The organism is Viridibacillus sp. FSL H8-0110 (genome assembly GCF_038003565.1).
GTDB lineage: Bacteria > Bacillota > Bacilli > Bacillales_A > Planococcaceae > Viridibacillus > Viridibacillus arenosi.
Genome location: NZ_JBBOPJ010000001.1, coordinates 922,212 through 934,675, shown reverse-complemented (window position 1 = coordinate 934,675; position 12,464 = coordinate 922,212). Strand labels below are relative to the sequence as shown.

Below are 12,464 nucleotides of genomic sequence, written 5' to 3'. Positions count from 1 at the left end.
TTTTCACATAAACAAACGGTTCACTTTTTTGTGAACCGTATCAGACAGTTTTTCTTTCACTATCTCCAAAGACTTATAATGATTCTAAAAACTCTTCAATCTCAATTTGTGTTTTACGATCTTTACTTACAAACCGACCACTTTCTTCACCATTTTCAAATGCGACGAAGCTAGGTATACCGAAAATGTTTAAGTCTCCACATAAATCGATAAAATCATCACGATTAACTGATACAAATTGAATATCTTCGAATTTTTCTTCTATTTCTGGCATAAACGGATCGATAAAATGACAATCTGGACACCAGCCTGCTGTAAATAGAAAGACTGTTTTTCCTTGTGATTTTAAGTCTGAAAATTGTTCAATAGTTTGTAAACTTTGCATGTTCTTAACCTCACTTATTAGTAATCTTCACTGATCGAACAATTTGCATCATTTGTTCTATTAGTTCATCAATATTTTCACCATTTGTAATGGTCGTCAATTTAACACCACCACTACTTACAAGAATCTCATATTGTTTGTCTTCTTTCTTTAAAACACTTGCAAATCCAAATCGGTTCTTCTTTTTAAAAGTTTGTTCTTTTACTATATTAGCTTTTTTATCAGCTTTCAAAGCTTTATAAAATCTTTCACTATCATTACTTTCATTAGGATTAATAAATAGAACAAATGCATTTTCATCTTTAGACAATATAATATTTGTATCATCAGATGAAGTTTCTATAGTAAATTCTGAAGGTAGATAGAAATTGATTTTATTGGTTTGCTCTGTACTTTTCTCAGGTTTGGCGTTAAATACACTTTTGGCATTCTCCATTCCCTGATCCATTTGTTCTTCAATAGTTTGTCCGCAACCTGCCAGACTTGCCAGTACAGAAATGATTAGTAACAATACAATAGTATATCGTGACATGCCATCCTCCATCCTTGCTTGAACTCCATTCTATTTTAAAGATGTTATAGAGTCCATGCAACTTTAGTGCTCTTCCCACTAAACTGCTAATAAAGAGGGAAAAGTCATGCTTTTTGGAAGAAGTATTGCCCAATTAACAATTTTATAACATGTTCAAACATTTCTTTTCGATCAACAAAATCCTGAGTGAAAATACCAATTGCTCCAGAATGTTGTCGAATATCGTTTTGTTGAGTGTATTCATCCATTACAGGACCTAGCTCTCTGCCACTTTTCACCGCTTCTGCAACTGTTTCTGGCAATGGAATCTGAGCCCCCGCAGCTGTAATAACATGTCCATTTTTTAAGACAAGAGCTCCCCAATTGCAAACATACATAACCCCATCAATTTCTTTAACTCCACCTTCTAATCCAAATGAAAAATCTGCATTGGAAACATTACTAGTATTCTTAGCACGATTAATTGCACCTTCTCTTGTTTCAGCATCTGTCATCGGTTGTACGGATACGCCAGATGCAACTTCAATATGTTCGAATACTAATTCTTCATTTATACATTGTTTTACAACTGCTTCAACAGCACCTGTCTTAGCTTTATTTTTTGTTCCTATTGCTATTAGCATTTTCATACTCCTTTAAATAATTATTTATGTACAGAAAAAGAGGGCCCTTGTCGGAACCCCCTTAATAGTATAACAAATTAGCCGTTTGCACGGATTGTTTCTAACGTTGTACGGTCTGCATTTTTGACCAGCTTCACGATCAATTCCTTCGCCGCATCTAAATCATCCGTATGAATGATTGAAGCATGTGTGTGGATATAGCGTGAACAAATACCGATAACAGAACTTGGTACACCATCATTAGAAATATGTACATTTCCTGCATCTGTGCCACCTGGTGAGACGAAGTATTGATATGGAATATTATTAGATTCAGCTGTATCTAGAATGTATTCACGCATTCCTCTATGAGTAATCATTGTGCGGTCCAAAATACGAAGTAAAGGACCTTTACCAAGTTGACCGAATTGCGTTTTATCACCTGAAGTATCATTAGCTGGGCTGGCATCTAATGCAAAGAAAAGATCAGGTTTAATCAAATTAGCTGACACTTTAGCTCCGCGTAGTCCAACCTCTTCCATAACATTCGCACCTGAATATAATGTATTCGGTAGTTTTTCGTCTTTCAGTTCTTTTAATAGTTCAATTGCTAATCCACAGCCATAACGATTATCCCATGCTTTAGCCATAATTTTTTTCGGGTTTGCCATCGGTGTAAATGGACAAACTGGAATAATTGATTGGCCTGGAATGATACCCATTTTTTCAGCATCTACCTTATCGTCAGCACCAACATCAATTAACATATTGCTAATTTCCATTGGTTTTGACTGCATTTCTGGTGTTAATAAGTGTTTTGGAACAGAAGCAATAACACCTGGTATTGGACCATTTGTTGCATATACTTCAACACGTTGCGCAAGCATTACTTGATTCCACCATCCACCTAGAGGTTGGAAACGAAGCATACCATTATCAGTAATTGAAGTTACCATTAAAGCAACTTCATCCATATGACCTGCAACTAGAATACGGGGACCATTTTCGTCACCTTTTTTTAATCCGAAAATGCCACCTAAATTATCCTGCACAATCTCATCAGCATACTTAGATAACTCTTGTCGCATAAAAGCGCGTACGGCACGTTCATCACCTGGTGCCCCCGGTAGTTCAGTTAGTGTTTTAAACATATCTAAAGTTTCTTGATTCAATTGAAAAGCCTCCTTTAATGAGCCACTATATCTTTTATTTTATCCAAAAAATGCTTTTATTACTAGCACTTTATTTCGGCAACCGAAATGTGGAAAGCGCCATTTCAACTAACAGTGTGATCTCCATGTATAAAACTTTCCTCATTTGAACTAGTATACTCAAAAGTACCACCCTCACATTTTCACTCCATATAATGGATGTGGTACACTAGCTTCATATGAAATTTAGGGAGGCAATGATCTATGAAATTACGTGATTTCCTACTTGGTGTTGCAACAGGACTTGCTGCAGCTTATGTAATTAAAGAAGCTAGCGAAAAAATTTATCCAAACAAACCAGCTAATTCAGTATTGTCTGACATTAAAAACTTATTTAAACAAGAAGGTCCTATCGATGGATCATGGATATTCATGGAACCAGAAGTTTTCAAAAAAGAAAACATCGAAATCCCTGTGTATAAAGGCGGTATTTCTCGCGTTCATAATGGTGAAACACAAAGTTTTGAATTTGCTGCTGATGCGAAAACAGGCTCGATTATTGACTTAGTACGTGTTTAATCCTTACGTTTTTCTAAAACTCCTCGTTATAGAGGAGTTTTTTTATTTTTAAACAAAAAAACAAACGTAATTTTCTCTTCCGTAGTGGACTACTCTCAAATTCACATAAAAAAAGTATCTCAAGAGCCAACTTTCCAGCTCAGAGATACCTACTATAATGAAAAGGAAAAGAATTATCCTTTAGGGACAGTCTCTTCTTTCATCTCTTCTCTTGTACGTTTCAATTCTCCGATTACTTCTTTACCTGTCTCGTTCCATTTAATGAGACGATAGTGTGCATCATGATAGAAGCTAAACCAATAGCCGTTTTCTAATGCTTCCTTCATTAACTTTTCTTTAGCGAAAACTGATGTCATTGGATAGTCATCGTACGCAAGGACCCATAATGGATTTTGGTGAGCATGTGTTGGCATAATGTCCGCCATATGTAGAATAGTCTCCCCATTTTGCGTTAACTTAATAATACTGTGCCCATTACTATGCCCACCTGTATGAATCATTTCAATACCAGGAAATACGTCTAATTTACCAATGAATGGAGCTACTAAATGTTGCACCGGCTCCCAATTTTCTTTCCAATACGTATTTGCTGAACGAATATTTGGTTCTCGCATTTCATCCCATTCAACTTGTGATACAAAGATTTTAGCATTTGGGAAAGTTGGTACCAGCTTGTCCTGTTCCCATTTTGTTAAACCACAAGCATGGTCAAAATGTAAATGTGTCATAAGAATATAATCGATGTCTTCCGATAGTAATCCCATTTCGACTAAGCCATCATCGATAAATGATTGCTCTGTCACACCGAAATTTCGCAATTGCTTCTCAGTAAACTTATTGTTTCCAACACCTGTATCGACTAACATATTCTTGCCTTGATATTGAATAAGAATTGGATCTGTCGGTAGTTCAATTTGGTTATTTTCATTGACCGGATACTTGCGTGACCAAAGTGGCTTTGGCACTACCCCAAACATTGCTCCACCATCTAAAAAAGTGGTTCCCCCTTTGAGCCATGTTAATGTCATATCATGAAATTTAAATTGATCCATTTTCTTTTCCCCCTTGTTTTAAAACTTAGAGTTCAAACATTTTTATTTTTATATAAAAATGAATATTCCCTCATATAAATTGTAACATGTACAAAAAGGTTGTTCTATTTTTTTCTATCCATTTCCATTTTTACAAACAAAAAATGCAGTAGCTTATGTAAGCTCCTGCATTTTCAAAACCCTTCATTTCACTTCTGGTAACTGGAATTGTGCTTCCACCCGATAAATTGGTTGACCTTTTGCAGAGAATTTCTCTTCGTATTCAGTCATAATATTATCTTCAAGCATTTCTTTGTGTAAGTCTAAAGAGACATAAACAAGTTTCATACCATATTGTGACATGCTCACTAAAGAGTATTCAAATAGGCCACGGTTATCGGTTTTGAAGTGTACTTCACCGAAATCAGGTAAGATATTCTCATAGATACTTAAGAAACCAGCATGCGTTAATCTTCTTTTTGCATGACGTGTTTTTGGCCATGGATCAGAGAAATTTAAGTATAAACGGTCAACATCGTTTTTCTCAAAAAACTTTTCTAAATCCGAACCATTTACTTTTAATAATCGTAAATTAGTTGGCTGACCAGCAGCTTGTACTTTTTCAACCGCCTTTACTATAACACTGTCAAAAAGCTCAATACCGATATAGTTAATCTCTGGATTAGCAAGCGCCATACCAGTGATAAATTGTCCTTTACCTGTTCCTACTTCAATATGCAATGGATTGTCGTTTTTGAATACTTCATTCCATTTACCTTTTTGCTCTTCAGGATTTGGAACGACGATGTCTGGGTGACTAGCGATAAATTCTTCAGCCCATGGTTTATGTCGAAGTCTCAATTCTTTTCCTCATTTCTGTTATTTCTACTATTCAACTTCTCATTATTAAAGAAAGCTTTCCATTCGTCAAGAAGACTTTCTTGCCAATTGCCAAGCTTGATGGATTACACCAAAGTGAATCGACTCATATTCCTTTGTCTCACCAGCAAATTCTCCATCTGTATGAGCCATAACCTCATTATGAATTTCAACTTCGAATTCTTTAGCAGAATATTGGTGAACTGCTTTTAATCCAGTATGTTTACCAAAAAAGACGGTACTAAACAGAAACAATAATTTTATACGAGAGATTTCATAAACAACTGTCAATTCGATATTGTGATCATTTGGGATAGAGTATGGCGAGACTTTCATTCCACCACCAAAGTATGGCTGATTACTAGCTACTACAAGCCATACTTTTTCAAAAACTTTTTCTTGTCCATTATGTACAACTTTAGCCGAAAATGTTTTAAAATTCATTAATGCCTTAAGTAAAAAATAAATATATGTCAGTTTCCCCAAACGAAAAATATTAAAGTATTGCTTAAGCTTCGATTCATTCGCCACTTTTGCTATATATGCATCGATGCCAATTCCTGCGTTATTAACAAAATAATATGTAACACCATTTCTTTGCATATTTCCGACATCCATTAATTGACCACCACTACATTGCTCAACATACGCTTTTATTTCTGCTGCCGTTTTAAACGTTTCATATCCTCTTCCGAAGTCATTTCCAGAACCTGCACCAATTACGCCAATACAGACTTCTTCATTCTCTAAAATTCCTTGTACTACTTCATGGACTGTTCCATCTCCACCAATCGCGATCAATAAATACTTTTCAGATTGCACTATAGCTGAGTTGGCGTATCGTTTTGCAATCTCAGTTGCATGGCCCGGGTAAGCTGTAAACTCTATTTGATACGGGATTTGCAAGGACTTTTCTAGATAGCTCCATTTCCTCTTAGCAGATCCATTTCCCGCTTTTTCATTAATAATAAAAACAACTTTCACTGATCCATATCCTTTTCCTCTGTCTTTGTATCCCAATTCGTACGATGGAATGATGTTGTTTGGCCTGTATTTAATACCGACTGTGCAGCTTTAAACTGCATATGCTTCATAGGAGATGGGTTCTTTTTTAAATTTGAAAACCATTCTGGAAATTTACGTTTATCGATAAATTGAACACCATATGCTGAACCAGGATAGTCGATATAGCCATTTCGTGATAAGACAATTTTATGGATTGGTATATCAATTTGATCATTTGTAAACAATTGTTTCAATATAGATTCCATACGATTTAAACTAATCAATGGACTTAACACTTTTTTGTCTGTTGTACCTACTTTTTTCACCCAAAAGCGTTCTCCACTACCAATAAATGAAGCTCGTTCTTCCTCTTCAAGAACTTGAATACAAAGACAACTTGTTGGTGTAAATAAAATAATCCCCATCTCAATAGGTGCTTTTTTCAATTGTAGAATAGGATAGTAGAATAACAAATAACTATCTGGAAGGTTTTGTGTCAATGCTCGTAATAACGAATCACGTTGATATCTTGGTTCAACATATGATTTTTCCCTTAAAGTTGAACTAGCCCACTTTAATTGAAATTGAAATAGTTGGTCAATATACATTCGCTTTAATTCTTCAGCCGTTTGTGGTCGATAAAGTATATTCGGTTCAAAATCTAAAGTCATTATTTCCTCTGGCATGTCTTCTTCATCTGTTACGCCATGAATTAAACTAGTTTCATCTTGTACTTCGTCATTGTGCACAAGTTCCTCTTGCTCAAAAGCTTCATCTTTCTTTTTAAGAGAGAAAGAGAATACCTTTTTAAAAAATGGATTACGTTGCTTTTTTTCTAATTCTTCAGACTCGTGCTCCCATTGCTCTATTTCAGCACCAGTTTCCCATTCCTTTTTCATACGTTCCCACTGGATTTGTTTTAATCTTACAAATTGAGACGGATAGCGTTTCAAATCAATTTGGTAGCGTGAAATATAATCTTGTAGCTTAACTAATTGCGCCATTATAAGCTTCCCTTCTAAAATAAAAATAAATTCGTTCAAAAGTAGGGTTATTTCTACTGCTTTATCTATCCATTCTACATGACGTAAAGAAAAAAAAATAGAGAAGGCGTTGATTTCGCCCCCTCTATCTCTATATTTTGTAAAATTATAAGGACCCTAACTGCTGTACACGTGCATCAAAAGCAGCTTGTAATTTTCTAGTCCATTCGCCTGGTTTCCCATTGCCAATAATGCTGTCATCAATTTGAATAATAGGCGTAATTTCAGAACTTGTTGAAGACATAAAGAATTCATCCATGTCTATTGCTTGCTCTGTTGTGAATGCTTCTTCTATAACAGATAATCCAATTTCTTCACAAAGGGACATTATAACTCTTCTTGTAATCCCATGTAAGATTAAATTATTAGTTGGATGTGTATAGAGTACACCATCTTTTATACCATACATATTTGAAGAAGAACCTTCTGTTACAATTTCTCCACGATGTTGTATTGCTTCGTAGCACCCTGCTTGTTGTGCTGCTTCTTTTGCTAACACATTTCCAAGTAAGTTTAAACTTTTAATATCACAACGTAACCAGCGAATATCTTCTACAAATTTAGCTTTTACGCCCTTTTCAAAGTTCTCAATTGAACGCTCACCTTTCATTGTATAAGCGATGAAAACTGGTTCAGTCGTTGGCTGTGGGAATGCATGAGCACGAGGTGAAGAACCACGAGTAATTTGAAAATAGACATAGCCATTTACAATTTCGTTGGCTTCAATCAAATCATATACCATTTTATGAAGAACATCTTTTGTATATGGAATCACAATATTAATTTTTTCAGCACTTTCATAAAAACGGTCAATATGCTCAGTTACTGTGAACATTGAGCCATTATAAACTTTAATAACTTCATAGACGCCATCACCAAATTGATAGCCACGGTCTTCTATAGAAAGTTTGATTTCTTCCTTTTTTACCAAACGGTCATTCCAAAGCATTGTTGTCATTCAAGCATCTCCTCAAGTTGTTTCTACACATATTTTACTCTTAGTTATCTGCCTCATTTTTATCACAATCATCAAAAAAGCGCAATGAATAAATATACTTCATTGCACTTTTTTGGTGAAAATTAATTAGTGTTATTATTTTTTTAGATATACCTTTTCTGGCTTTAAGTAATTTTTAAATTCTTCGTTAGATATTCGGATAAAGTCTTCTTTCATGTTATGTCCATTGTTCATAGCTAATGCTTTTTTATTTGTTTCACTTAAATCATTGAAAATAGGTTCATATTCTTCCCCTGGCCCATTATTCTGCCAAACAATAAATTGCATTGCACGGCTAACGTTAGTAAACACATTATTTTGGAAAGTAGGATTTACCGCACCACTTGCTAGAATACCACGTAAATTGCCTTCATTTACATTAGTGATTGTATTATTTTCAATAACTGAATTTGACCAGTTCATCACACGGATTGCATCTGATCGTGTATTGGAAATTTCATTGTTTCGAATAATAATACGATCATGGTATTTCCCGCCTGAATATTTATGTGTTCCAACCGCTCGGTCAAGTAGGTTAAATTTATTGTTTTCTATGACTACATTGAAATTTGGTTGAGCGTCAAATTTACTCCAAATTTGGCTCCAACCACTCGTTTTTGCATCTGGTGTATCAATGTTGATGGCTTCTTTATTGTAGCCTAGATAGTTTCTAGAGCCGTCAAATGTACAGTTTTTTACAACAACGTTTTTTGAAGCATCCAATTCAATAAAATGTCCTGAGTACATATTTAAGAATGTAATATTATCTACAACTATGTTTTGGTTATGTCCCATAATAATGGAAATAGCAGCAAGATCATAATCCATATCGATTGTTACTTCACCATGACCTATTAAGGAAATATTCTTTTCCCCTTTAAATTTGCCAAAAGCATCATCCTCTTTTGCTTTAGAAGGTCTCACAAATTGGAATATTGATTTGGCTGGTTTCATGCTAGAACCCGTATCTGTTCCTTTAATTATTCTAACACCATCTTCAAATTCAATCGTTACATTAGATGGTACATAAAGTGCGTTTGTAACTGTATATGTACCTTCATTCAAAATCAGTGTTCCGCCACCCGTACTTTCCAGTTTCTCTAGATATGAACGTAACATATAATATTGCATTGTTTCACTAGTATATGTGGAATAGTTCATATAATTTTCATTGATTGGATCTGATAAAGGAGTAACTGTGTATAAAGGCTTATCCTCTGCATTTGCTGCATCTGTAGATATGTATAATAGTAGACTAAAAAACAGAACTGTTGCTCCAAATAAAATACTTATTCTCTTAACATTAAGCATTGATCTAAAATCTCCTTTATGTTGAGTATAATATATAATAAACCCCCATCCAAATATTAGAAAGGGGGTTAATAATTAGTGTACTATACTTTTCAATCTCAAAAAAGGTAAATCTTATTTAGTTGCTAGTTCGACAATGGCATCTGCATAAATAGCAGCAGCCTTCACTAAGTTTTCAACTACAACAAACTCATCTGCCTGGTGCGCGATATCAGGCTCACCTGGGAATAACATACCAAAAGCTACACCTGTTTTTAATTCACGTGCGTAAGTACCGCCACCAATTGATAATAGCTCGGCTTTTTCCCCGGTATTACGCTCATAAACTTTAATTAGTTTCTGGATTAACTCTTCTTTCTCATCTACATAATGGGGAGCTGAGTTTTCTGCTATATCTAAGGCAAATCCATTTTTAGCAAGCTGTTGTTGAGCGGCAGTTATTTTTTCATCATATGGATATGTGACAGAATAGCGCAAACTTACTTGTACTTCTCCACCTTTCCCCGCTTCAAATGATACTACGCCTGCGTTAAGTGTAGTATCACCAGACATCTCATCATTGAAAGCCAGTCCTAAAGCATGACCGCGTGTTTCTTCACCAAATGAAGTTACTAAGAACTGTACAAATTCTTTTGATCCTGAAGTGGATAATTGTGTATTCAAAAATGCTGCTAATTTTACTGCTGCATTCACACCAGCATTTGGCTCCATTGCGTGAGCAGACTTACCTTTAACTGATACTGTAAACACATTAGATACCTTTTCAATCGCACCTTGTAAGCTCTCTTGTTGTAAATATGCTTGGAATGCTGCTTCAAAATCAGCAGATACAATTTGAATTTTGGCTTCTGCAAAATCAGGTACCATATTCGTACGATGACCAGCTTTGAAAGAAATTAATTGTTCGTTTTCAGCCATTTTTTGCTGTTGGCTAAATACTAATACAGCAATCCCTTTTTCAGCATTAATAATTGGAAAATCAGCATCTGGGGCAAATCCTAAAGTAGGCATTTCTTCTTTTTCAAAATAGCGAGTTACGCAACGGAATCCAGTTTCTTCATCAGATCCAATAATTAATCTTACTCGACGATCTAGTTGAACACCTGCATCCTTCACCATTTTCATAGCGAGCCAAGCAGCCATTGTTGGACCTTTATCGTCAATTGCCCCTCGTCCAAATAATTTGCCGTCCTCTACAACACCACCAAATGGAGGGTGTTGCCAATCACTACCTGCAGGCACTACATCAACATGACAAAGAATTCCGACTAGCTCTTCACCTTGTCCCATTTCAATATGTCCTGCCATATTATCGATATTTTTTGCCGTCAACCCTTGCTCTTCACCTTTTTGTAATAACCATTCCATAGCTTTTAATGGACCTTCGCCAAATGGTGCTTCTGCTGTAATTGTTGTTTCATCTAAAACACTTTCAATTTGTACTAATTCCTGCAATTCTTTAATCAATTCGTCTTGTCTTTCTTGAGCTTGTTTTAACCAATTCAAATTCGTTCCTCCTTACACTTTTCATAAATCCATTTTACACGGTTACTTACTTCTATGATAGAAATAACATAGCACTTGGCAATACACGAACATTTTTCCAACTAAACCATAAAATAATTCGTATATAACTATGAACATACTGTTACAACTTTGTAAATCCAAACAAAATGTTGGAAAAGTATTAAGTTTTTCGTTATAATCGAATTGTCAGATAATCATATTCTGACGATCAACTAAGAGAAGGGGATGTCTAAGGCAAAAGAAAAAAAGCCTGAAATACCTCGCAAATATTGTCGTCCGCTAGTCTTTGCCATGAGAATTAAGATGAAGGAGTGGTTCAACTTTGAAACCAACTACTGATCGGATGCTCAATCGTATTAAAGATGTGTATATGTACATTCTTAGCAATGGGACTGTAACTACGCAAGATTTAGTCGATGAATTCGGCATCACTCCTCGCACCATTCAAAGAGATTTGAATGTGTTAGCCTTTAATGACTTGGTGGAAAGCCCAAGTCGAGGTAACTGGACAACGACGCGTAAAAAAGTGAAAATGACATCATAGAACCATTCGACGAGTTAGATCTCACGCTTTTCGTTGAACAAGACGTTAACATTTGCCTTTATTTAGATTTATCATGCTGATCGCAAAAACGTCTTTTCAAAATTACTACTAAATTAATTACATGTAAAAAAAGAATGACCATGCTGCGTCGCTTGGTCATTCTTTTTGTTTTAAGATTTTAGGTTATTTAATTCTTCCTCAGTTAACTCGCGGTATTCACCAAGTTCTAATTGCTCATCTAATTTTAATGACCCCATTGAAAGACGCTTTAAATACGTCACTTTTTTCCCAACCGACTCAAACATACGCTTCACCTGATGAAATTTTCCTTCTGAAATTGTCAATTCAATTTCAGATGTAGGACCAGCATTTAATATAACTAGTTCGCCAGGTTTTGTCATATAGCCATCTTCTAGCATTACTCCTCTAGAAAATGCTTCAATATCCGCCTCAGTTACTTCACCATCAATTTGCGCATAATACACTTTTGGAACATGCTTTTTCGGTGACAATAAATTATGTGTCAATCCACCATCATTTGTGATCAACAGTAAACCTTCTGTATCTTTATCTAAACGTCCTACAGGGAACGGTTCAAAATGTGCATGAAAGGGGTCTAGTAAATCGATAACCGTCTGATCATGCAAGTCTTCTGTTGCTGAAATAACACCAGGTGGCTTGTGCATCATTAAATAAATGAATTCTTGATAATGCACACGCTCTCCTAATACTGACACATTTTGTTTTACAGGGTCTACATGTTTTGATACATCTTTTGCTACTTCGCCGTCAACAGTTACTGCTTTCATTTTCAGTAACTGTTTAACTTCTTTACGCGAGCCGTAGCCCATATTGGATAGTAATTTATCTAAGCGCAT

General features: G+C 35.3%; 14 protein-coding genes. 2 read left to right on the top strand and 12 right to left on the bottom strand.

Features of this window, described 5'->3' with window-relative positions:
- Window positions 1–73 precede the first annotated feature (73 nt).
- The 4 genes from MHH98_RS04685 to MHH98_RS04670 all read right to left on the bottom strand — a co-directional run bounded on the left by MHH98_RS04685 (window position 74) and on the right by MHH98_RS04670 (window position 2,691).
- Window positions 74–385 carry a thioredoxin family protein gene (locus tag MHH98_RS04685; RefSeq protein ID WP_038187920.1) on the bottom strand — a complete coding sequence of 104 codons (312 nt, stop codon included), beginning with the start codon at window positions 383–385 and terminating at the stop codon, window positions 74–76.
- A 10-nt stretch (window positions 386–395) separates the two neighbouring features.
- Window positions 396–917 (bottom strand): hypothetical protein, encoded by a 522-nt coding sequence (locus MHH98_RS04680; RefSeq protein ID WP_038188402.1) that lies wholly within the window; start codon window positions 915–917, stop codon window positions 396–398.
- Between the two features lie 104 nt (window positions 918–1,021).
- Window positions 1,022–1,540, bottom strand: coding sequence for a DUF84 family protein (locus tag MHH98_RS04675; protein ID WP_038187922.1), 519 nt, complete (start codon window positions 1,538–1,540; stop codon window positions 1,022–1,024).
- Window positions 1,541–1,617: 77 nt separating this feature from the next.
- Window positions 1,618–2,691: a M42 family metallopeptidase gene (locus tag MHH98_RS04670; RefSeq protein WP_038187924.1), complete on the bottom strand. Its 1,074-nt coding sequence runs from the start codon at window positions 2,689–2,691 to the stop codon at window positions 1,618–1,620.
- Between the two features lie 243 nt (window positions 2,692–2,934).
- Between MHH98_RS04670 and MHH98_RS04665 the strand changes: the two genes are divergently transcribed.
- Complete coding sequence (locus MHH98_RS04665) at window positions 2,935–3,249, top strand: peptidase M4 (RefSeq protein WP_038187927.1); 315 nt, start codon at window positions 2,935–2,937, stop codon at window positions 3,247–3,249.
- Between the two features lie 173 nt (window positions 3,250–3,422).
- On the opposite strand, the gene MHH98_RS04660 is transcribed toward MHH98_RS04665, so the two are convergent.
- From MHH98_RS04660 to pepV, 7 genes are all read right to left on the bottom strand, one after another.
- The gene (locus tag MHH98_RS04660) at window positions 3,423–4,301 is read right to left on the bottom strand and encodes a YtnP family quorum-quenching lactonase (protein ID WP_038187929.1); all 879 of its coding nucleotides are present in this window, start codon (window positions 4,299–4,301) and stop codon (window positions 3,423–3,425) included.
- Between the two features lie 183 nt (window positions 4,302–4,484).
- Window positions 4,485–5,141: a tRNA (guanosine(46)-N7)-methyltransferase TrmB gene (trmB, locus tag MHH98_RS04655; RefSeq protein ID WP_038187931.1), complete on the bottom strand. Its 657-nt coding sequence runs from the start codon at window positions 5,139–5,141 to the stop codon at window positions 4,485–4,487.
- A gap of 66 nt (window positions 5,142–5,207) precedes the next feature.
- A complete protein-coding gene (locus tag MHH98_RS04650) occupies window positions 5,208–6,143 on the bottom strand; it encodes a diacylglycerol/lipid kinase family protein (RefSeq protein WP_076035358.1) in 936 nt (311 codons plus the stop codon).
- Window positions 6,140–7,168: an NERD domain-containing protein gene (locus MHH98_RS04645; RefSeq protein WP_038187937.1), complete on the bottom strand. Its 1,029-nt coding sequence runs from the start codon at window positions 7,166–7,168 to the stop codon at window positions 6,140–6,142. The genes MHH98_RS04650 and MHH98_RS04645 overlap by 4 nt, the downstream gene beginning before the upstream one ends.
- 145 nt (window positions 7,169–7,313) lie before the next feature.
- On the bottom strand, window positions 7,314–8,165 hold the full coding sequence (gene dat / locus MHH98_RS04640; RefSeq protein ID WP_038187940.1) for a D-amino-acid transaminase: 852 nt from the start codon (window positions 8,163–8,165) through the stop codon (window positions 7,314–7,316).
- Between the two features lie 135 nt (window positions 8,166–8,300).
- Entirely contained in the window at window positions 8,301–9,515 is a 1,215-nt protein-coding gene (locus tag MHH98_RS04635) for a right-handed parallel beta-helix repeat-containing protein (RefSeq protein WP_038187945.1), read from the bottom strand.
- A 114-nt stretch (window positions 9,516–9,629) separates the two neighbouring features.
- Window positions 9,630–11,021 carry a dipeptidase PepV gene (pepV, locus tag MHH98_RS04630; protein WP_038187955.1) on the bottom strand — a complete coding sequence of 464 codons (1,392 nt, stop codon included), beginning with the start codon at window positions 11,019–11,021 and terminating at the stop codon, window positions 9,630–9,632.
- A 343-nt stretch (window positions 11,022–11,364) separates the two neighbouring features.
- Here pepV and MHH98_RS04625 point away from each other — a divergent pair, with 343 nt between their 5' ends.
- Entirely contained in the window at window positions 11,365–11,586 is a 222-nt protein-coding gene (locus MHH98_RS04625) for a DeoR family transcriptional regulator (RefSeq protein ID WP_038187960.1), read from the top strand.
- A gap of 170 nt (window positions 11,587–11,756) precedes the next feature.
- Here MHH98_RS04625 and MHH98_RS04620 read toward each other — a convergent pair whose 3' ends face one another.
- Entirely contained in the window at window positions 11,757–12,464 is a 708-nt protein-coding gene (locus tag MHH98_RS04620; RefSeq protein WP_038187965.1) for a pseudouridine synthase, read from the bottom strand.